Source organism: Dyadobacter sp. HNCC25DJ187, assembly GCF_056895255.1.
The window spans coordinates 421193-443188 of sequence record NZ_JBXHAT010000002.1 but is presented as its reverse complement, the minus strand read 5'-3'; the positions used below and the strand labels follow the sequence as shown (position 1 = coordinate 443188).

The 21996-nt window shown below is 42.7% G+C and carries 14 protein-coding genes; 4 read left to right on the top strand and 10 right to left on the bottom strand.

Annotated features, from left to right (window positions below; genetic code table 11):
• The first annotated feature begins 24 nt into the window (after positions 1–24).
• From AC1XUE_RS12905 to AC1XUE_RS12895, 3 genes are all read left to right on the top strand, one after another.
• A complete protein-coding gene (locus tag AC1XUE_RS12905; protein WP_483356391.1) occupies positions 25–2502 on the top strand; it encodes a zinc-dependent metalloprotease in 2478 nt (825 codons plus the stop codon).
• 220 nt (positions 2503–2722) lie between these two features.
• Positions 2723–4147 carry an L-serine ammonia-lyase gene (locus AC1XUE_RS12900; protein WP_483356390.1) on the top strand — a complete coding sequence of 475 codons (1425 nt, stop codon included), beginning with the start codon at positions 2723–2725 and terminating at the stop codon, positions 4145–4147.
• A 17-nt stretch (positions 4148–4164) separates the two neighbouring features.
• Entirely contained in the window at positions 4165–4665 is a 501-nt protein-coding gene (locus AC1XUE_RS12895; protein WP_483356389.1) for a thioredoxin family protein, read from the top strand.
• An 11-nt stretch (positions 4666–4676) separates the two neighbouring features.
• Here AC1XUE_RS12895 and AC1XUE_RS12890 read toward each other — a convergent pair whose 3' ends face one another.
• The 4 genes from AC1XUE_RS12890 to rsmA form a co-directional block, all read right to left on the bottom strand.
• The gene (locus AC1XUE_RS12890) at positions 4677–5714 is read right to left on the bottom strand and encodes a glycoside hydrolase family 43 protein (protein ID WP_483356388.1); all 1038 of its coding nucleotides are present in this window, start codon (positions 5712–5714) and stop codon (positions 4677–4679) included.
• A gap of 61 nt (positions 5715–5775) precedes the next feature.
• Positions 5776–6726, bottom strand: a complete 951-nt coding sequence (locus AC1XUE_RS12885; protein WP_483356387.1) for a glycoside hydrolase family 43 protein — start codon at positions 6724–6726, stop codon at positions 5776–5778.
• A 79-nt stretch (positions 6727–6805) separates the two neighbouring features.
• Positions 6806–8158, bottom strand: a complete 1353-nt coding sequence (mgtE, locus tag AC1XUE_RS12880) for a magnesium transporter (protein ID WP_483356386.1) — start codon at positions 8156–8158, stop codon at positions 6806–6808.
• Positions 8159–8204: 46 nt separating this feature from the next.
• Complete coding sequence (rsmA, locus tag AC1XUE_RS12875; protein WP_483356385.1) at positions 8205–9011, bottom strand: 16S rRNA (adenine(1518)-N(6)/adenine(1519)-N(6))-dimethyltransferase RsmA; 807 nt, start codon at positions 9009–9011, stop codon at positions 8205–8207.
• A gap of 80 nt (positions 9012–9091) precedes the next feature.
• Between rsmA and AC1XUE_RS12870 the strand changes: the two genes are divergently transcribed.
• Complete coding sequence (locus AC1XUE_RS12870; protein WP_483356384.1) at positions 9092–12709, top strand: PAS domain S-box protein; 3618 nt, start codon at positions 9092–9094, stop codon at positions 12707–12709.
• A gap of 213 nt (positions 12710–12922) precedes the next feature.
• Here the strand turns inward: AC1XUE_RS12870 and AC1XUE_RS12865 are convergent, their stop codons facing one another.
• From AC1XUE_RS12865 to AC1XUE_RS12840, 6 genes are read right to left on the bottom strand one after another with little or no spacing between them, the layout of a single operon-like run.
• Positions 12923–13573 carry a hypothetical protein gene (locus AC1XUE_RS12865; RefSeq protein WP_483356383.1) on the bottom strand — a complete coding sequence of 217 codons (651 nt, stop codon included), beginning with the start codon at positions 13571–13573 and terminating at the stop codon, positions 12923–12925.
• A gap of 2 nt (positions 13574–13575) precedes the next feature.
• On the bottom strand, positions 13576–15285 hold the full coding sequence (locus tag AC1XUE_RS12860; protein WP_483356382.1) for a hypothetical protein: 1710 nt from the start codon (positions 15283–15285) through the stop codon (positions 13576–13578).
• An 18-nt stretch (positions 15286–15303) separates the two neighbouring features.
• Entirely contained in the window at positions 15304–16524 is a 1221-nt protein-coding gene (locus tag AC1XUE_RS12855; protein WP_483356381.1) for a hypothetical protein, read from the bottom strand.
• Positions 16524–20096 carry a hypothetical protein gene (locus AC1XUE_RS12850; RefSeq protein WP_483356380.1) on the bottom strand — a complete coding sequence of 1191 codons (3573 nt, stop codon included), beginning with the start codon at positions 20094–20096 and terminating at the stop codon, positions 16524–16526. Before AC1XUE_RS12850 ends, AC1XUE_RS12855 begins: the two co-directional genes overlap by 1 nt.
• A gap of 10 nt (positions 20097–20106) precedes the next feature.
• The gene (locus AC1XUE_RS12845) at positions 20107–21603 is read right to left on the bottom strand and encodes a hypothetical protein (RefSeq protein WP_483356379.1); all 1497 of its coding nucleotides are present in this window, start codon (positions 21601–21603) and stop codon (positions 20107–20109) included.
• A 20-nt stretch (positions 21604–21623) separates the two neighbouring features.
• Entirely contained in the window at positions 21624–21995 is a 372-nt protein-coding gene (locus AC1XUE_RS12840) for a hypothetical protein (protein ID WP_483356378.1), read from the bottom strand.
• Between the last annotated feature and the right edge of the window lies 1 nt (position 21996).

Genomic DNA, 21996 nt, shown 5'->3' with positions numbered 1-21996 from the left:
TTCTTACTGAAAATCACCAGCACAATGAAATTATATCTACCAATACTGGCCGGTTTGCTCATCGGAAATTTTACCTCATTTGCGCAAGCTCCTGCTTCTACTCAAAGGCCATCTGCGATTAGTACTATCGCAGCCCGAACACAGGGCATGAAGAAGAATGATGGTTATTTCACATTTTACTATGATGAAAAAGAGGGTAAAATCCTGCTGGAAATACCAGACACAATGCTCAACAATGAGTTCCTGTATGTGAATGCAATGCCCGAGGGAGGTGGTGGAGCAGGTGACAGAGGTACTGTAGCAGGATATAGGATAGTTAAGTTTATTAAGGTGGGACCCAAGCTGTTCCTCACACTGCCCAATTATGATTATCGTGCTGATACAGAGTATGAAGCAGAGAGGAGATGTGTTGCGGAATCGTTTCCTCAATCGGTCATCTGGGGGTTTAAGCCTGAAGTAAAAGAGGGAGAAAAAACGCTGATTGACCTTACTGCATTTCTGCTTCGGGACAGCCAGAATGCAGGTGCACGTTTGGGTGGCAGCGGTTTTAGCAGGCCAGGTGCACCAGTTGCGGGTGGAGGAAATGTGTATCGAATCGATGAATCACGGTCGGCCATAGCCATAGAAAGGACGAAAAGTTTTCCGGGCAATACAGAGTTTGAAGCCTTGCTGACTTTTACAGGAACTGGTGGAGGTGAGCGGAGCTTTTTCAGTGGAGGGCCTGGAACCCCAGCCAAAGCACCTGACCCTAGCTCAATTACCTTGAAAAATCATCATTCATTTATAGAACTTCCGGATAAGAATTACAAGCCGAGAGCATTCGATCCCAGATCGGGTTATAACTCCATGGAATACCTTGATTTCTCGACAGCAACTGATGAGCCGGTCGTGAAAAAATTCATTAGAAGGTGGAGACTTGAAAAGAAAAATCCGGGAGCCGCAAAAAGTGAGGCAGTCAAGCCTATTGTGTTTTATGTTGACAAAGGAGCACCTGAGCCTATCAGGAAAGCACTTATAGAAGGGACATCATGGTGGAACGATGCATTTGAAGCAGCAGGCTTTATCAATGCATTTCAGGTAAAAGAGTTACCCGATGGTGCCGATCCGATGGATATCCGATACAGCATGATCAACTGGGTGCACAGGCCGCAGCGCGGCTTTTCGAACGGTATCGGTATTTTTGATCCTCGAACAGGAGAAATCATCAAAGGCCAGGTTACGTTGGGCTCCATGCGTGATAAGCAGGATTTTCTCATCCTGCAGGGTCTTACTCAACCTTACGGCGATGACAAACAAGCATTAAAAAAAGCAGTAGATCAGGCACTGGCCAGAATGAAACAGCTGGCAGCGCACGAGGTAGGTCATGCTTTGGGTATGTACCACAATCATATGTCAAGCTCCAACGAGCGCTCCTCGGTGACCGACTATCCTTTCCCGAAGATCACCATGAAAGCGGATGGCACGATTGATATCTCTGATGCTTATTCAAAAGGAATCGGAAGCTATGACAAACGGGCGATCATATGGGGTTACACGGAATTTGATAAAAATCAGAATGAGAAAACGGAATTGGATAAAATCATTCGTGAGTCGGTTAAGCAAGGACATGTCTTTATGTTTGATCTGGGAATTCACCCACATTCCGCGCATTGGGATAATAGCAACGATGCGGTGACAGAATTAACCAGATTGATGCAAATTCGGAAAAAGGCGCTATCCGTCCTCTCGGAAAAGGCGATTCCCGAAGGACGTCCGATGGCAACATTGGAAGAAGTGCTTGTTCCGTTGTATTTACTTCATCGCTATCAGATTGAGGCTGCTACTAATTTACTGGGCGGACTCAACTTTCGGTATGCCTTGCGTGGAGACGGGCAACCCGTAACAGAAATGATTGATCCTGTTCAGCAAGGGAAAGCACTGGATGCATTGATCAGCGTTATTACGACTGAAGAATTATCTATTCCTGAGCAGGTTATCAAAAATCTACCTCCTTATCCGATTGGTTATTCGCGTAACCAGGAAAATTTTAAAGGATACACAGGTGTAACTTTTGATCCGACCGGTGCCGCCGAATCACTTGCAGGTCAGACCATTGCACTGATTCTGGATCACGAGCGTGCAGCCAGGCTACTGGAGTACCATGGGAGAAACGAAAAACAACCAGGATTGATATCAGTCATTGACAAGCTGAACAATCAGATATGGAAATCATCTGCTGCCAAAGGCCACCAGGCGGATCTGCAGAGCATGGTCAGAAAGGTGTATTTGAAAGCCTTACTCGGGCTCGCAGCCCGCACCGATGCATCCGACAACGTCAAAGCAACTGTATTGGGTGAAATTGATAATCTGAGAGTCTGGATGAATACTCAGAAGGCAACCAACGATGCCAGGCTGAAAGGCGATATACTTTTCAGTCTGCTTCAGATCAGTCAATTTGAAAAAGACCCGGATAGGTTCAAACCATTGCAGCCTGCTCAGATGCCCGCGGGCCCTGCTATATGAAATGTCACTTGGACGGGCAATGTAGGAATTATACCAACAGATATTTAAATAGAAATAAGCAGAAGAGGGGCTCTGTAAACAATAGATTTGCAGAGCCTGTTTTATATCAGAAATCCACATTGAGATGAAGCTGAAACGGTGTTGGCATGGTATCTTGTGGCACTAAACCAGCATAAACAGGATTGGGAACAATCCGCGATTATAATTAACCGGAAGCACCATGAACGACGAGCGTATCTCAGTATTTGACATTTTTAAAATTGGAATTGGCCCTTCCAGTTCCCATACACTTGGCCCCTGGCGGGCAGCGCAGCAATTTTTGAATGTAGTTCGTCAATCCGTGGGGCTTCAGCATGTACAATCCGTGAACGTATTTTTGTACGGGTCCCTCGCCAAAACAGGTAAAGGACACGGAACAGATATCGCCGTCATACTTGGATTAGCAGGATACGACCCGGTTACGATAGTTACAACTGATATCGACAGCATTCTTGCAGGTATTACACAAAAAGAAACGCTCTCACTGGATAGAAATATTCAGATCTCGTTTTTACCGAAAAAGAATGTGGTATTCTGTATGAAAAAGTCCCTACCGTTTCACCCCAACGGGCTCACCTTTACAGCAGTTTGTAAAGATCAGACAGAAATCACTGAGACCTACTTTTCCATTGGCGGAGGATTTGTGATTCAGGAAGGTGCTGCACCGGAAGAGCAACAGACATCGATTCTTCCTTATCCTGTCGATTACGCAGCCGATCTTTTGAAATGGCATCGGCAGTGTCACCGGCCGATATGGGAAATTGTACTGGAAAATGAGCGGTACTGGCGTGATGAAGACACCATACGCACAGAGCTCATTAATATCTGGCATGTGATGCGTTCCAGTATTTTTCATGGCTCTCAAACGCAGGGAGTGCTTCCTGGTGGTTTGAATGTAAAACGCCGTGCAGCAGATTTGAACCAGAAACTGTTGAATGGAAAAGTATGTCTGGATTATGATGAGTGGCTCGTGGCAATTCAGAAGAGCGGTAGTGGATTTAAGTATACGCTCGACTGGGTAAGTTGTTTCGCTCTGGCTGTAAATGAGGAAAATGCGTCATATAGTCGCGTCGTAACAGCTCCCACAAATGGGGCCGCAGGCGTGATTCCCGCCGTTATTCAATATTACATTGCGTTTTGTGAGGGAGATGAAGAAGGGGTGTTCCGCTTTCTGCTGACCGCCGGCGAAATAGGTAGTATCTTCAAAAAAGGCGCTACAATATCAGCTGCTATGGGAGGTTGTCAAGCCGAAATCGGTGTGTCGTCGGCTATGGCTGCGGCAGGGCTTACAGAGGTGCTCGGCGGGAGTGTACAGCAATGTTTGATGGCCGCTGAAATTGCCATGGAACACCATTTGGGTATGACCTGCGACCCTGTCGGCGGACTGGTTCAGATTCCTTGTATAGAACGCAACACCATGGGTGCAATCAAGGCGATTACAGCCTGCCAGCTGGCTTTGCAGAGCGATCCGGATAATGCCAAAGTTTCATTAGACAATGTAGTAAATACAATGTGGGAGACAGCCCTGGATATGAATAACCGTTATAAGGAAACATCAGAAGGTGGCTTGGCTGTGAATATTCCAATCAGTTTAAGTGAATGTTAAAACAACAAATAAGTGATATGAACACGGTTAAAGTAAAAGCTTTGTCTTTTGGAATGATGCTGTTGCTGTCTGTAGCAGCTTTTGCTCAGAAGCCTACCATCTATCATCCCGAAGCAGATGCAAAAGCGCAGATTGCGGAAGCGGTTGCCAAAGCAGGAAAGGATAACAAGCATGTATTGCTGCAGATAGGCGGAAACTGGTGCAGCTGGTGCATACTTTTTGATAAGCTGGTGAACAGTAATGATACGCTCAGAACATTCCGCAATGATAATTTCGAAATGCTGCACGTTAATTATAGTCCTGAAAATAAGAATGAAGATGTGCTCGCTTCACTGGATTATCCCCAGCGTTTCGGGTTTCCTGTTTTTGTGATTCTAGATGGAAAAGGAAAGCGGATTCATACACAGAACTCTGCTTATCTTGAAAAAGGGAAGGGGCACGACCCTGCCAAAGTGCTTGAATTTTTCCAGCAGTGGGCACCCGCTTCCCTTGATCCGGCCAGTTATGCGAAAAAGTAACCGGATAAATTTTATTCAGCAGGAACTGCCAGTTTAGTTCCTGCTTTTACTGGTATGCCAAAGTTCGGTGTGCCGTCTTTATTCCATGTAAATTTCTGCGCACGCGGAGAGCGGAAGCCGCCACATCCTTGTCCGGGTTCTGCGTTGGCGTGGTAAAGTATCCAGTCTTCTTTTCCATCAGGAGATTTGAAGAACGAATTGTGTCCCGGCGCATATACTTTATTCTCAGCAGATTGCCTGAAAATCGGTTCAGGGGATTTTTTCCACGAGCTGGCTTTCATCAAATCTGAGGAGATCGTAGTTTGGAGCATTCCAAGTGCATAGAAATCCGTCCAGCAACCACTTGCAGAGTAAATGATGAAAATTTTATCCTTGTTTCTCAGAAATTGAGGGCCTTCATTTACGTTCACGTGCGGCGGGTTATTCGGGTCGTTCAGATCACCGTGTTTTTCCCATTCGTAATCACTGCCCGAAATTTTGGTACGTTCTCCGGAAATGGTCCAGGGATTATCCATTTTCGCAATGTATATATTCTGCTGGCCATTTTTGTCGCCTTCCCATCCTGACCAGATCATATAATACTGACCCTTCACTTCAAAAATATCACCGTCAATCGCCCATTTGTCGTCGGGTGTGGCAACCTGCCCTTTGAAAGTCCATTCTCCCTGCATAGGATCTTTTGAGGCGTTTTCAATCACATACATGCGGTGATTATCGTTTTTGCCATCATCTGCGGCAAAATACATATACCATTTATCATTGATGTAGTGTAGTTCCGGTGCCCATAGCTCTTTGCTGTACATCGTCCCGGCTGGGGGCGTCCATATTGTTTTGTTTTCCGCTGTTGCAAGGTCAGCCAGATTTTTGGTTTTCCATAACATGAGCTTATTCTGTACTGTATGGGTATAATAGTAGTAGCCATTTTTATGAATGCTGTATGGATCCGCGCCGGAAGGTAGCAGGGGATTCGTAAATGTCTTCTGTGCAGATACCATTGAACTGGTAGCAAGAAGGCAAATCAGGAATAACCGTTTCAAATTTTTGTTCATTTTCGGATCAGTTGGTTTAGTATAATAATCTGGTATCGTATTTATTTTTATTTACACACGCTTATTTTGTATTCAAAAATCGGAAGCTCTTATATTCTGCCACGGGTTTATCAAATGAATTTTTATCTTTTTGAAGTCTAACATTGATTGTTGCAGTTCTTCGTTTAGCAACCGCTTTTTCTGAATTGTGGGTATGAAATACATACCGGACTCCACCATTTTTATCGAAGTAAAAATCTCCGTGGCCTGGGCCGTTTTGTCGAATGTCTTTTCTGCTTAAAATAGGATTGCCGTTGTATTTTTTCCAAGGACCTGTAGGTTTGTCGCTGGTAGCAAATCCAACTGCATAATCCGGATTACGGAAATCATTGGCTGTATAGAAAAGATAGTAAAGATTATTTCTTTTCAGGATGGTTGGCCCTTCCGCGACGGGCCATTTTGATTTGGCGGTATTTTCCCAGCCATCTTCTGCGTGCAGGCACTCTTTAAGGGTTTCTTCAATAATTCCCGAAAGATCAGGTTTCATCTCGGCTACAAAAAGCCTGTTGCCTTCCTGAAGCCTCACATGATAAAGATAAGTTTTCCCATCTGTGTCAAAATAAATATAAGGATCAATTTGCTTTACAGGAGCATCTAGCGGTTTTTTCTCCTGTTGTCTGAAGGGACCAAGCGGGCTGTCAGCTTGAGCGATGGCGATATTTTCGTTGGCGACATAAGCCATGTAGAATTTTCCATCATGCTCAAATACTTGCGGAGCCCAGAACCCCTTCTCGCCGTAAGCCTCTCCTTTTTTCAGGGCAACTCCTTTATCTACCCAGTTTTTCTGATCCGGGGAGGTATAAACCTGAAAGCCCGCGTTGGCATTACCTTCCACGGTTCCATATAAATAGTAGGTGTTTTGATGAAAGAAAACGGCAGGATCAGCCAGATAAATCTGTTTATCTTTCGCTGTTTGGCCATTCACAGATACGATGACCAATAGGGTAAAAATGGTAGTACAAAATACTTTCATATCAATAATGTTATGATATTGAAAGCCACCTACAAGCTCTGTTTACTCAAAACAGGGCTTGTAGAAAGTGCAGGTGATTTTAAAGATCAAGCAATAAATGGGCAAGACCAAAGTAAACAGCATATCCGATCAGGTCATTGGCTGTGGTGATAAAGGGTCCTGAGGCTACGGCCGGATTGATTCCAATTTTTTCCAATGCGATAGGTGTTACTGTGCCCATAAATGATGCGAGGAATACCACCGACATCAAGGCAGCCGAAACTACCAGTGCTAATTGAACTTCGTTTCCGATCAGAAGATTGAATCCGAATACAATACTGCTGATAATAAATCCATTAATGAGCGCAATAGCGAGCATTCTTATCAGACGATATCCCAGACCAGCATCGAGTCCGCTTCTGTCGGCCAGGCTTTGTAACACAAGGGAAGAAGTTTGTATACCCACATTTCCACCTGTGGAACCAATGATGGGAATGAATGCAGCCATAGCCGGAATAATTTTCAGATCACCTTCAAAGTAGCTGATGAACTTTGCAGCCAGTATGCCGCCCATCATACCTACCAGTAACCAGGGAAGGCGCGCCTTTGTTTGTTGAAATATGGTATCATCTTCTTCCACATCACCGGTAATCCCGGCCATCGCCATCGTATCCGAACTAGCCTGCTCGGTAATAAAGTCAATTACGTCATCAATGGTGATACGCCCCAGTAATTTTCCCTGTACATTCACTACAGGTAATGTATCAAGGTCATATTTCTGCATCAGTTCTGCAACTTCTTCCGCCGGTCGGTAGGTTTCAACAAAGATAACATCCTTATCGTACAGGCTTTCTATTTTGGTATTCTTATGAGCCAGTACAATCCTTTTAAGAGAAAGTAATCCCAATAGTGTACCGTTGTCGTCAATCACATAAACGGCATATACCCGGCCCACATCTTCTGCCTGCTTGCGCAGCTCCTCAATACACTCATTTACTGTCCAGTTGATGTTGGCTTTTACAAGCTCTTTCTGCATCAGACCGCCTGCTACATCTTCGTCATAATGCAGAAGGTCCAGGATAAACCGGGCCTGTTCCCGGTCTTCAAGTAAAGCTATCACTTCCTCCCGAACGCGAATAGGCTGCTCGTTGAGCAAATCCACCGCATCATCAGAATCAAACACATTCACATAGCGTGAAATTTCCAAGGAAGTGAATGATTTCAGAAAGTCACGCCTTTCACCCGGATCCAGGTCTGCCAGTATTTCTGCTCCTGTTTCCGTTTCCAGTTGGGCCATCATGTATTTGGCCTGATCTGTATCAAGTTCAGTAAGCAGGCTGGTTATATCTGCCGGAAAGAGACCGTCCATCTGATCTCTTATAGCGACTGAATCTCCACTCTCTATCAATTCCTGAATATGTTCTACATACTCCTTCGTCAGTTCAAACGTCATTTCTTTAACTATTAGCGGCAAGGCTTATCTCAGCCTGGTAATTGTATTATTGCGGTAGCTGAATGCTTTCAGCAAGCTGTGTCAATGTCACAAACTCAGCTACACTGAGTTGCTCTGCACGCTTGGTAAGTAGCGGATGATCAGGCATTTCACCTATTGGTTTAAGCGCATTCCGAAGTGTTTTTCTTCTTTGGTTAAATGCAGTTTTAACTACTCTGAAAAACATTTTTTCGTTGCAGCCCAGCTTTTCAACCCCATTACGTCGCAGCCGAATTACACCTGACTGGACCTTTGGAGGCGGGTCGAACGCTCCGGGAGGAACCGAAACAAGGTAGTCAATATCGTAAAAAGCCTGCAAAAGAACGCTCAGTATACCATAGTCCTTATTACCCGGAGGAGATGCAATACGCTGTGCTACTTCCTTCTGAAGCATACAAACGATCTCGGGAATTTGATCCCGAATTTCGAGTGATCTGAAAAAAATCTGGGAGGATATGTTGTACGGAAAATTACCAATAATGGCAAACTTCTCAGAAAACGTATCCGCAGTATTGTATCTTAGAAAATCACCCTCTATAATTCTGGGAGTGAGCTCTTCATAATGTTTTTTGAGATAAGCCACCGACTCTGTATCTATTTCGATGACATAGGTCTGATAGGTTTTATTGGTTAGCAAAAACTGCGTCAATACACCCATACCAGGGCCTATTTCCAAAACCTTGTTATAGCCTCCATGCAATGTCAGACCATCAACGATCTGGCGCGCAATGTTCATATCCTTTAAAAAGTGTTGTCCCAAATGCTTTTTGGCACGTACTTTCGAGTCGTTCTGATTTTTATAAATTCTTTTCACAAGGTAAAATTACGTCTTAATTCGTAGATTTAACCAATTTAGACTAGGAACGAACTTTAAAAATACGAGCACGGGAAACTATGGAAATAATTTCTTCCCAGACCGACTGGCATACTATACACGATTCTTTACAGTATCTGAATCTGATTGGCGTAACTTTTTCACCTGATTTTATCATCAAAAATATCAGTACCCATGCGCTGATGAAAACCGGCTGGTCGGAGCACGAATTGGTAGGGTACAGTTTGTTTGATAAGCTGATTCCACAGGAGGAAGCAGACGAGATCAGGCAAATGCTGGAAGAAGGCATACAGGGAAAACGAAAACTTGAACAAAGGGAAGTGCCGTTTCTGGCAAGCAAGGGAACTCTGCGAACCTTTTCCATTAACTCGGTGCTCATGCAGACCGAAAATGAGGAGGTCACTTGCATCACACTGGTAGGAGACGATATCACACGAAGGCGACGTATGGAATCCTCCATCGCCAAATCCAATTCGCAGTTGCAGGATCTTGTAGATAATACCAGTGATCTGATCCAACTGGTTGCAATTGATGGGAAATTCATTTTTGTAAATAAAGCATGGCGGGAAGTTCTGGGTTACGGTCTGGATGAAATTGCCTCAATGCGTATTGATGACATCATTCATCCGCAACATAAAGAAGAAGCCAGAGCACAGCTTAAACTGATTGAAGAAGGGAATCCCAACCCCAATTTTGAATCGGTATTTGTAAATCGGGCAGGGAAAAAAGTGTTTGTAACCGGCAGCGTCAATTGCCGGTTTGACAATGGCAAACCTACCGCGTACAGGTGTATTCTTAATGATTTTACCGAAAAAATTCGTGCAGAGAAAGCACAGAATCTGTATTACAGTATTGCGAACTGGACAGTTAATACCCAGAATTTAGATGATTTTTACCATGCCATACACGATGAGCTGGGTAAGATCATTGATGTAAAGAATTTCTTTATCGCCCTTTACGATTCGAGCCAGAGCTATCTGTATTTCCCGTATTACGTTGATCAGTACTTCAAAGGTAATGTGCGCTTTACCCGTCGCAGACTGGGTAATGGTGTTACTGAATATGCGATTGCTTCCAACAGACCATTGTTTTTGTCCGGTGAGGATATAGAAGAACTGGCTAAAACAAATAGTTTGCATTTGTATGGTGTTACACCGCAGCAGCTGTTGTGCGTTCCGCTGCGTATCGGCGATAGAGTGACGGGGATTATCGGAGTGAAATCGTATGATGACACGAAAATGTTTGATGCACGTGATCTGGAATTACTGGAATTCATTTCCGGCCAGGTGGCGATTGCTATTGCCAGGAAGCAAAGCGAGGAAGAGCTCAGCAAATACCTGGCAAGACTGAATGCCATTTTTGACAGCAGTTCTCACCTGATCTGGTCTGTGAACAAAGGACTTCAGCTTACCTCTTTCAATAAAAATTATGCGGATCTGATTCATTCTGAAGTAGGCGTGGCACCTACACTGAACGTGAGTGCAGAGAAATTTGGCTGGCGCATGGTGGGCATTAATAACAGACGAACGCTGGATGCGAAGTACCGGCAGGCACTCAGGGGAGAGCCCCAGTATTTTGAATTCAGAATTGATAAAAAAGACGGAGGCGAAATGTGGCTGGAATTTTATCTGAATCCTATCCGCTATGCGCAGGGCGTGATTGAAGAGGTTTCGGGTATTGCCAGGGACATCACCCGTAGAAAGGAAGCTGAACTTTCTCTTCGTCACAGCGAGGAATTGTTCCGTGGGATTTTTGAAAATCTCCAGGATATATACTGCCGTATCAATCGTCATGGAGCGATCACAATGATCAGTCAGTCGGTTTTGAAGAGACTTGGTTACCTGCCAGATGAGGTAATCGGGCGTCAGGTGACAGAGTTTTTTATGGATCGGAAAAAAATCCATTCTGCACTGATCCGACTTCGAAAAAGCAGAAGTCTGCGCAACTTTGAAATTACTTTAAACAGGAAGGATGGTACCGAAAGACAGTTCATGGTAAATATGCTTCTGTTTGTAGACGATAAAGGTAAACATGCAGAGGTAGCAGTATTGGCCCGCGACATTACCGAGCTTAAACGTAACGAGCAGGAATTGCTCAAAGCAAAGGAGCATGCCGAACGTTCTCTGAAAGTAAAAGAAGGTTTCCTTGCCAATATGAGTCACGAGATCCGTACACCTATGAACGGTGTGATCGGAATGATTGATTTGTTGGGTGAGACACCGCTGAACGTAGAGCAGAAGGATTATGTACTCACGATTAAGCGCTCATCGGAAACGCTTCTTAACATCCTGAACGACATTCTGGATTTGTCAAAAATTGAAGCGGGGAAAATGGAACTGCACGAATCACCGATTGCCGTGGAGGAACTGCTTCTGAAATTAGTTTCACTGTTTGGACAAACTGCTAAAAACAAGGGGAATACACTCAATTACTATATTGCAGAAGATCTGCCCAAGTTTATCATTGCCGATCAGACCAGGCTGCTGCAGATTCTCTCTAATCTGACATCGAATGCTTTGAAATTCACGGAGAACGGCGCTGTGAAGGTTTTTCTGACATCTGTGAAACGGGAAGGTGAATTTAACAAGATCAAGGTGGAAGTACAGGATTCCGGTATAGGGATCAGCGCGATGGACCGACAGATTCTGTTTACTTCCTTTACACAGCTGGACAATTCTTCGCGAAAATCTTTCGGCGGAACAGGTCTTGGCCTTGCTATATCGAAGCAGCTTTGCGAACTGATGAATGGCTCGATTGGAGTAGATTCAACACCTGGAGAAGGTAGTACTTTCTGGTTTACATTTGAGACCCGTGAAACCTCAGAAGTAAAGGTAAGTAAGGCTAAACAGCTTGAGGAACTTCCGATCGAGAATGTATTTTCCGAATATCACCCTCATATTCTATTGGTGGATGACAATGCGGTAAACCGGAAGGTAGCCAATGAAATTATGAAGAAAGCCGGATGTGTGGTTGATCTTGCAGAAAGCGGATTTCAGGCCATTGATATGGTGGAAGAGAAGGTGAAATCCGGCAACAGCATGTACGATATCATTTTTATGGATATTCAGATGCCGGACATGGATGGGGTAGAAACAACGGTGGAACTGAAAAAACGCTTCTCGGATCTGCCTCCTATTGTAGCGATGACTGCCTATTCGATGAAAGAAGACCGCGACAGGTTTATCAGTCAGGGCATGGACGACTACCTGGCGAAGCCCATACGTGCTCAGACCCTGATTTATAAAGTAAGAGAACTTCTGGCCAACAACGGAACACACAATTATAATGTTGAGGTAAAGAAAGTGGAACAGACTGAGGAAGCTACATTACCGGTTTTGGATAAGGAAATTATTGATCAGCTGAACGGTATAGGCGGAGCCGATCTGGTATTATCCGTATTTGAAGATTTTGTCGCGGAATCCAATGAACTTGTCAGCGGAGCAGTGACCGCCTTTGCTGAAAATGATATAGCGACGGTGAAGAGCAATTTGCACACATTAAAAGGAAGTGCAGGCACCGTGGGCGTATCTCAAATTGCAGAAATCGCACGTGATGCGGAGTGGAGGCTCAAATCCGATGACACCAGCACACTATCCGAAGCACTTCCACAACTCGAAAAGGCTTATGCTTTGTTTCTGGAAAGTTATGAAGGGTTGTTGGAGGAGTGGTTGGAGTAGTGGTATATTCCGGGATACAGATTAGATTATTTCAAACGCTGTATCCCGGATTTTCACTACATCACCAAAAACGAAAACCAATACGTAACCCATATCTGATCAATCTGGCATCTACTTTTTCATTGGTTGTTATGATATGTGAGAGGCTGGAATTATACAAATTCGCTATATCATAATTGGAAGCTAGTGTTAGTAAACAGAGGAGGTAGATTTTTATTTGCATATTTGGGGAGGGGTGTTTGTGAGGGCAGCGACATACTTGTAATAATGGTCAGGAATGTATTTGAGTTGGGGATCACGGGCAAACATTTTGCACTTTTCCTCAGCAGTGGCCGAGTATATCCGCGCAAGGCTGTCGAGCTGAGAATTACCTTTGTCCATCATCGCCGCTTTTTTAAAATACCTTTCCGCATCCTGGTAATCTTCATTCTTAACTGCCTCGATTCCTTTATCGAGCGTATCATTAAATTCTGCAACTTCACTGTCAGATTTTTTCCTCGGATTTGCTTTACCGGAAGGCATCGTGTCTGTATCACCAATGTCAGTTCGATCATTATTTTTGCTCACGAAGTAGGATACAAGCAGAATTAAAGTGATTGTAAGGAATAATATTCCGATAGGGTAACTCAGTAATTTAAAATCCAGTTTATATTTTTTAATAGCAATGAACGATCCGAAAACAAGACCCACCAGTAATCCGAACAACATCCACATGATCACGGGTGATATGCTGTGGGAAATAAAAAGAAGCTTGTCTATGGGGACAAAAAGGAATGAACTAATTCGTCCTAAAAAGCCACGAAGAACATATAGGATAAAGGCAAAAAGTACTACCAGAATTAAGATTGCTTTTCCGTCTTTCATAACTATATTTTCTCAAATTTTTTAATCATTCTAAAAGACATGACTAATCCTAAAATAAAAAGCAGAAACAGCAAAAAGGATGATAATGGAGCTTTTGTGATCAGGTACGCGGAATTTCCAGCCGGAGAAGTATCTACGAGCCAACCTTTGTAATTTAAAATCAAACCCAGAAGGTAACGGAAGACACCAAAATATAAAGCTGCCAAGGTGCTGTACATTGCCAGTTTAAGTGCATATGCTTTTTTTGGAAAAACTACTTTAATATCAATGGGTATGATAATATCTTCATATACGGTGGAGATAACCAGTTCAAGACAGTAAATCTGGTCTTTATTCAGCAAGGTCGTATCGATAGTGATCTGTATATTTTCATGAACTCTTCCGGTCAGATTATTAAACAGAAAAATATCTTTATCAACCGATATTCCGGGCTTGCTAAATTTGAAATAGATTTTTGCTTTTAAATAGCCATGATTTTTGAGAGCTACCTGTATGGGATGGTCGACAGTAACGCCTGCGTTTATTGTTAAAAGCTGAATTTTTTCCTGATCAATTTTAAGCCTGGGCTTTTCTGATAAAGGATTAATGATGTGAAACAATGCCTGTACAACTCCCAGATTGACCTCATCTCCGGAATAGTATCCGCTATCAGAAATGAAGATAAGGCTATGATCCAATTGTTCATTCCAATCATCACGCCCCAGCCCGGTAAACCATTCATTTACGTTTTTATTTGAAATAGATTCGGCAATTTCCTGCCAGATTGCAAAATCCTTCTTAGCATGTTCTGTTAGTTCTACTGGTGTTTGGTATCGATTTTGATGGATGAAAAACGGTAGTCCGGGATCCGTTCTGTACAGAAATTTCAAAAAGCTGTTCAGGTTATATAGCGTTCCCAGGTTCGAGGCGATAGCGGGATCTGATTCCTCGATCCAGATTTGCAGTTCCCCCTTTCTGTATGATTCCAGTAGGGCATTATAACCTTCATAGGTGCTACATGCTTCCTGCAAAAGCGCTCTAACACTGGTGTAGAGTTCTCCTTGAAAACGAAACGGCAGGCGGGGATTTAATCTATAAATGACACGCAGATATTTTTTCTCAGAATCAAATTGATCCTCAATGATCCTGGCAAATTCATCTGCTTTGGTTGCACTTTTGCTTAAAGCTGTAACCAGCCCGGGTAAGTAATTTCCGTTCCTTAGAAAATATTTTGCATCCTCTTTATTCTGAAACGATATATCTCCGAGTTTCATCAAAGAATTGGCTTTTTGCCCAAGCCATTCCACTTCGATCAGACTTTCTCGGTATTCTTCCCAAACACGATCCGTCATCCATTTATTCAGGATCGACTGTGGATCCGGATGATTGGTTTCACGTGGTTTAAATTCTCTTTTGCTTAGTTCAGAAATAACATAATCCTGTACAACATTTCTGTTGATATTCTCTCCTGCAAGCAGAACCATTTCTTCAAATTGTTCTGTGGTAATAATTCCTTTTCTGAAAATAATTTCGAGTCGGCTATTGATGATTTCAAAAGGCCGCCAGTCGATTTCAGAATAAAGCTGTTGTATAAGCTGACTTAACTGACCCGTATTAAAACCAAGTTCCCTCGCATCAGCTACCACCTGTGGATATTCTGTTATTCTGATATCGCCGTGATTTAAAGTCAGCAGATCATTTAACTGCTGCCGGAGGCTTTCTAATGATGTCATTCTATTGAAGTAATTCCGTTAACTAAAACTGATCTGAACAGGCTTAACAATCAGCCATTTATTGCCCTGTAGTTTTAATTCACCTGGCACATCTGTATTAATCAGGCTATTACCCGACGGAAAGGTATCGTACTGACTAGTTTTTCCAAGAAAATACGGAGAATTGGAAAGTGCATACCGTTGCGCACTTTGATTGCCCGAAATTTTAAAAGAAGCGGCAGTTGGAGACAAAGGTGTTATTTCAAAAATGGTTTCACTATCCTCTTCATCGAGCAGTTCCTGCACTGAAAATCCATCTCCCTGGTCGGCATACCTGGCATACTTAACAACCGATGTCACGACAGGCTTTGGTTCTGGTTTTTTGACAACAGGTTTCCTGGTTTCAGCTACGGCAGAAAGTCTTTCATTCATTTCTGTTTCTGCTTTTAGATTCTCCTGAAGAACGGCAATTTCAGCTTCAGCTGATTTTAATTTCTGAGAAACTACTTTTAGCTCGTTACTGATGTTTTTAGACTGCCATTCGTTACTGCCGCCTTTGCTGCGCAGTTCTTGCAGGTCTCTGTTGTGTCGGACAATGATACGATTTTTGTTGCGCAGAGTCCATAGTAAAAATAGCACACCGGCAGCCAAAAGAAGGATCAGGCTATAAGACATATCTTTTGAAAGATCCGGCAAAAACGCGAAATAGCTGTTTGGTTCCAAAGATTTTTCTGACATTTGATTCACTGGTTCAGTTACTATTTCTTCAATCGCAGGATCTGAAACTTCCTGCGCAATTTCAATATGGGGCAAATCTTCAGCAACAGGTTCCGTTATTACAATTGCTTCAATGATTGAAACAAGTCTGTTTTCATAGGAATTATAGCTTTCCAAAGTCTTCCGACTACTTTTTGGGCCTGTTGTTATTTTCGTGACTATTTGATCTTTAAACCCAGCCAAACTTTTCTTCCAGCCGAAAGAACTGGTATCAATCTTTACTTTTTGCCAATCACTAATTAAATCGTCAGCCCTTTTTATTTTGTTTTTTCTGACAAAATTTATCAGATCATCGTACCCGTTGCAGTTTTTACATTGTGGTTCAGTTACTTCCTTAAAGTTTACATGATCCGAAGCCAGAAACTCCACAGTTTCTTTTATGATCTGAAACCTGGCATTTTCAATCTGCTTACCAGCTCCGTTTGCAGCTCTTACGGATCCTTGTAAAAGCAGAATAAAAAAAATAGAAACCACTCTTTTCATTAAACCACTGGTTTATTTTCTGTTATGCTTTTGGATAAACGATACAGTGCATCTTTCAGCGCGAAAAAAAACAGCGATTCGGAAATCTCGCTTTCTACATCCTGTTTGTGTAAATCCTGCAAAACTTTCCGGTAGCTATCGTACACTAGTCCTTCGCCATTAAAAATGTCATGATTCCACTGCAAAAGTCTGAGTGAATCTTTCAGTCCGCCAATCTTGAAATCTTTAAGGAACTTTGACACATCCGGATTATTCAATGTTTTTTCTAAAAATGCATTCAGGTTGTGCAGTACAGCCACGTTTAATGGGCTATCAATTTCCAGCGTTTCTGAAATATCAAACTTAGCTCTATCACCCGAAAGTTTGAGTTCCAGCTCTGCATTGGTTTTTGGATCGAAACCAGGATGTATGAAGTCCATAGTTCTACGGTATTTCTCCTTCTCATCCTCCGAAGCCAATGCATACAGGATCGAGCCATTCGCAGTGATCTCTTTTGGGTTGGAATTAAGATGTATTTTAAATCCGGATTGAAGTGTCTTCGTTGTGTAGGCGTTGATAAGCACACGCGTGAAATCTTCCAGATCACGCTCGTCGCCGCCGCACAGCAGTTTGATATACTGACTTCCTTTTCCGGTAAATGACAAATATCTCGGTAGTGGATAATCTTTTATTTCAATCAGCTGTACCAGATGAAAAATAATGGCACTGTAATGCAGATACGGAATGATCAGCAAATCCGGATTTCCAATGGTAATGGAATCACTGAACTTGAAATCGTCATATCTGAAAAGCAAACTTACAAGATCGTCGGCACTCAGGTTCGAATCATCCTTGACCTTATTGAAGTATTTGGTTTCAATCGGATTGATGTTGTTCTTTTTCTGATAGCTCAGATAATTCCGTATGAAACCATTGTCTTTCAACTTGTTCTTATATCCATTTCCCCAGATATCACTGCCCGCAAAACGGAAAGAAGTTGTCAGGTACTTATCCGCACGGTTCCCGGCGGATTCCATAAACATCATCACGTCGGTGGTTCCTCCGCCAATATCTACGTTGATTACGTTGGCGGTATCCTGAATGTCCGTATCGGATTTAGTCAGGAAAAAATACGGCGCTACAGATTCCGGGATTGGATCAAGTAACTGAGCTCCTGAATTCTTGAAAACATCTTTGAAAGCACTGCTCAGGACATTTCTCAATGCGGCTTTAATCCCTCTTTCCATGCTCAAAGGAACAGACCAGACCACCTTCAGATCGCCAGGATTTCCGTAATTCAGGATAATTTTTGCCCTGATCTGAAGCAGAAGCTGTGTCAGGAAAGCACTGACCCGACTTTTATTAGAATCATTGTTACTATTTTCCAGCAGCCACTTCAGGTTGGTTGTATAACTGACATTACTCGCCTGCATCTCTTCCTGGTCAATGTAATAACCAATGTTGATATGACTGAAAAGCGATTTGTTCTGGATATTATTGAAGGCTACAATTTCACAGGTAGCGGTTTTAAACGGAAAGGAAATATTTTGTCCTGGTCCAATAATCGGAGGAATAAACTCCCTCCTCAGGGTCAAATCCATCCACGGAAACTGGCCGTAAGATGCGTATTTATTGCCAAGATCTCTGTCTGTACCCGGAGAGTTTAGCAGTACCATTTGCTGATCTGCCTCGCCGATGTCAAATGGCCTTGGCAAAGCTTCGCCATTTTGCATGTAGGCCACGTGCGTATTAGACGTGCCAAAATCGATGGCGAATGTATAGGCCTTGGTCAGATTATCCTTGTTGAACGTTCTTATCTCAAAATTAGGAATGATCAGCCCTGCAGAATCCACGCCATTGCTATCGGAATAAGCCAGCTGCAAATAGTCGAATGCCTCCTTGATTTTGTAAAACCTCGACGTAGATGTAGCGTTTCCTGCATTGATATCCGTCCAGTTTGAACGGTCCTCAACTGAAGCCGTCAGATGTGTCGTATCCGAAGCAAAGTTTTTGAATGAATAAAATTCTAGTCCTTTGAGTTTCAGTCGCTCGTTGCGTTCGGCCAGCAAAATGGTATACTCATTCAGGTCTTTATAGCGCGATTCCGGATCGTTGATCTGGTAAAATGGAAATATGCCCAAATCGGTCCGGTACTCCACAATGGATTTACTCTTTTCATATTTCCTGCTGAATACAACTTCTGAAACGCCTTTTCTATTTTTAACCGGTACTTTAAGGTTCACAGTCACCTGACCGTCATGCAGCTCAACAGAAAAGTTATTTTTCAGATCGGCCAGATTAAAGAAGTTGAAATACTCCTTTTTTACAGGCAGTAAATATTTAAAATCACCATTAAAGCCAGTGTAAAACTTGGTTCGGTTGATATTAAATGGCATTTCTACCAGCGCATCTTCCAGAAAGTCATCAATGGTCAGGAAAGGATAGGTTACTGTGGTAAGAGCATTTCCCTGAGGCAATTTTCTTTCAAACAAAGGGACACCGCGGTGGTAAAAATCCTTGATCCGGGTAGAAGAATTCCAGGAAATATTCTTTTCCATGTAATCACCCGGCACATTCATGCCATCTACCAGCACGAGCGGCGGCTCTACAATTTGCTGCTCATTCCGCTCATTATACTGGTCCCGGTATTTTGTTTCGGTAGATCGGATGATAAAATCGCTCACAGATTTTATTTTCTCTTTTTCCTTTTCTTCTTTTTGCTGGAAAAAGAAAAGTCCGTTTACCGTCAGGAATTTGCCATCTACATTGGTTTTCAGTTTACTGTATTCATTGTCCATTAGTCCTGCTCCCGACTGATGATCCGTAAACTGGTGCCGGAATTCCGGAAAGTATTGTGCTACAGTTTTATTAAGATATTTTCTGAATCCATCCGCTTTGGCAAAAGCCTGCTTAAACTGCAAGGATAGCTTGTATATGTATTCAACAAATTCAAGATCTCTCTTGTGCAAGGGCCGGTATTCATTACTGAAAAATACTTTACCGTCAGCACTTTGCGGAACCGATTTGATCTCATTGTTTTTTACATATCTCGCCCAGTTTGGCGTAGTAAAAAACAGGGAAAGCGGCGATGTTCCTCCCAACAGTTTGTTCTCGTAAAAAATCAAAAAAAGGCTGTCTGTTTCTGAAAACCTCGAACTGTTTGGGTCATGGAAAATCTGTTCAAAGGATTTTGCCAATAAACTATGCGGGTGGTTTTGCCCTTTTTCTTTCAGTTTATTAATATTTTCCTGAACCTTCCACTCTTTGAACCAGATTTTCCTGCCAAGTCCTATTTCCGAGTTTTTGGAGTTGAATAGCAGCTGAAACACATCCAGACAATCTGATACAAGTTGATGGTAAATGGTGTTTCCGTCCAGGTTTCCACGGTCCGAACCTACGATCTGAAAGGCAGTATCAAATAATTCAAGCCGCGCCATCGGCGAAGGAATGGATGTGCCAGCCTTCGAAGAACCCCTGCCAAATGCGATGTTTTCAGGATCAAAACTGGTGGGATCAATACCCGTGCTTGGGCTCCATCCCTGTATTTCGTTGGGGTTATAACCCGGATATTTTCTAAAAATGTATGATGCCATTGTGCTTTGATTAGATCATGGATGGAAGCGCCTCCAGTTTTTTGTAACATTCCAGTGCAATACGATTGAGCAATTTAAAAAACCGTTTGTCCTGATCCGGAATGCTTTTCTTCAGTTCATCTTCCAGTTTTCCAAGTTCAGCTTTCAGGTAAGAATCCGAAATTCCTCCATTTGTTACCAAACCTAAGATCTTCTTTACTTCAATGGGTTTTTCCCTGACCATTGCATTCAGATCCTGATTCAGATTGAAGGGCTGGAACGTTCTTTCATTACCTGACATTTCCATCAGCCAGTTTTTGTAATGCACTGAAAAGAAAGCAGTAAGATTCTGATAGAAAGCACTGTTTGAATATTTCTCACCAATACCAAGTTCTTTATAAAAAGCTTCGTTCTTTAGATCAGGAATCTCTTCCAGATAAATTTTCATGGCATAGGTCAGCAGCGTGAGCGGCTCCATGATGGTTTTGGCAGTTGACGGGAAGAAGTGACGGATATCAATCACCTGATCTTCTTTTTTAATACCAAAATCAAAGTATTGTGTCTGACCTTTTGGAGCAAAACTGCCGTCCGGTTTATTTACAAAATCAATGATGGCCGTAGCACCAATCAGTTCTATCAAATGCGCATTGTTTTTTTGCTCAATGCCACCTTGTTTGTTTTCATATTGTTTCAATGGGCGGTCCCAAAGCTGATAAAAACAATTGATCTTCCCACTTAGGTATTTCAGGTAATAAGTCAGCGCCGCTTCTGTCTTGGAGTTAAACAGATCGGAATTGATTGCACTGTTCGTATCGTCTGTCACGTTGAAATACGGCATAACCGTCAGGGCACCGTACTTGTTGCCGCGTAGTTTTTCTTCCTGCTGCAGCAGTTTTACAAGCTGCGGAAATCCGGAAGAGCCGGTACCGCCAAAGATAGAGCTGACAATAAATATCCGGTCATTCTCTCCGATACTCTTCAGTACGAATTTAAATTCACGTGTATTGGACAGATTATTGAAAACGACAGAGCCTATGTTGGGATTTCCTTTAAAACCCTGGTTCAGTTTCAGGTTTAGCTCGGTATTGGGATCGCTGAAATCGGAGTTGTCATACAAGGCCTCCAAAAGGTCCTTATTGATATCACCTTCCAGTTCTCCTCTGGGATCGAGGTATTCAATGAATGACTTTTCCAGATTTTCAAACTGAAGCTGAAAGGAATCATCCAGGCCTTCTGCATACTGATTGTCAGAAGTAATGGAGCTTAGTGTATTCAGGTTGGTATTGAAGAAGCCTTCACGGATTTCTTCTGTATGGCTATATCCGTGTTCCCGGATGTATTTGTACGTTTTAAGTGCTGCCAGGGCTCGGCTGGTATCAGCATTATCAGCATCTACATCAATGATAATCGGGATAATTTTATTTGTATCGTTCAGCTTTGCACCCGCCGCAAGCAGCATGGTCAGTGAACGAACAACTCTGGCTCCCGTTCCTCCGATTCCAAAAACAAATGTATTTCTTGTAGGCATAATCTGATGAATGTCGCTAATTAAAATGGAGTGCGTTTGGCGAAAATAGAAAAGCGTTTAAAAATCAATGAGAATATCACAAAGTAAATAAAGGCGTAGAGCGTATTAACCATCGCAAACTTGTAGAAAAATGAATTTTCACTTTCTTCGGTAATAGTTTGCGCGTTGTTATAGGCAAAGCCATAAGCAATGATCAGCAAAATGACCATTGTAATGACCCAGTGGACAGTTTTATCCCAAATGGGTTTAGTTCTGCCAAGAATTATGTAGAATACCAGTGCGAAGACAACAGCGAAAACAAGTGTAAACAGACCTACAAAGGGATAAATATCGGATGCGAAAATAGGATCTGGATTTTGTCCGCAAAGCAATTCATAAAGAAATTCAAACATG

What these genes read in the sequence shown, in the direction of transcription:
- AC1XUE_RS12905 (WP_483356391.1), top strand. Translation starts at nt 25, where the DNA reads ATGAAATTATATCTACCAATACTGGCCGGTTTGCTCATCGGAAATTTT.
- AC1XUE_RS12900 (WP_483356390.1), top strand. Translation starts at nt 2,723, where the DNA reads ATGAACGACGAGCGTATCTCAGTATTTGACATTTTTAAAATTGGAATT.
- AC1XUE_RS12895 (WP_483356389.1), top strand. Translation starts at nt 4,165, where the DNA reads ATGAACACGGTTAAAGTAAAAGCTTTGTCTTTTGGAATGATGCTGTTG.
- AC1XUE_RS12890 (WP_483356388.1), bottom strand. Translation starts at nt 5,714, where the DNA reads ATGAACAAAAATTTGAAACGGTTATTCCTGATTTGCCTTCTTGCTACC.
- AC1XUE_RS12885 (WP_483356387.1), bottom strand. Translation starts at nt 6,726, where the DNA reads ATGAAAGTATTTTGTACTACCATTTTTACCCTATTGGTCATCGTATCT.
- mgtE (WP_483356386.1), bottom strand. Translation starts at nt 8,158, where the DNA reads ATGACGTTTGAACTGACGAAGGAGTATGTAGAACATATTCAGGAATTG.
- AC1XUE_RS12870 (WP_483356384.1), top strand. Translation starts at nt 9,092, where the DNA reads ATGGAAATAATTTCTTCCCAGACCGACTGGCATACTATACACGATTCT.
- AC1XUE_RS12865 (WP_483356383.1), bottom strand. Translation starts at nt 13,573, where the DNA reads ATGAAAGACGGAAAAGCAATCTTAATTCTGGTAGTACTTTTTGCCTTT.
- AC1XUE_RS12860 (WP_483356382.1), bottom strand. Translation starts at nt 15,285, where the DNA reads ATGACATCATTAGAAAGCCTCCGGCAGCAGTTAAATGATCTGCTGACT.
- AC1XUE_RS12855 (WP_483356381.1), bottom strand. Translation starts at nt 16,524, where the DNA reads ATGAAAAGAGTGGTTTCTATTTTTTTTATTCTGCTTTTACAAGGATCC.
- AC1XUE_RS12850 (WP_483356380.1), bottom strand. Translation starts at nt 20,096, where the DNA reads ATGGCATCATACATTTTTAGAAAATATCCGGGTTATAACCCCAACGAA.
- AC1XUE_RS12845 (WP_483356379.1), bottom strand. Translation starts at nt 21,603, where the DNA reads ATGCCTACAAGAAATACATTTGTTTTTGGAATCGGAGGAACGGGAGCC.
- AC1XUE_RS12840 (WP_483356378.1), bottom strand. Translation starts at nt 21,995, where the DNA reads ATGTTTGAATTTCTTTATGAATTGCTTTGCGGACAAAATCCAGATCCT.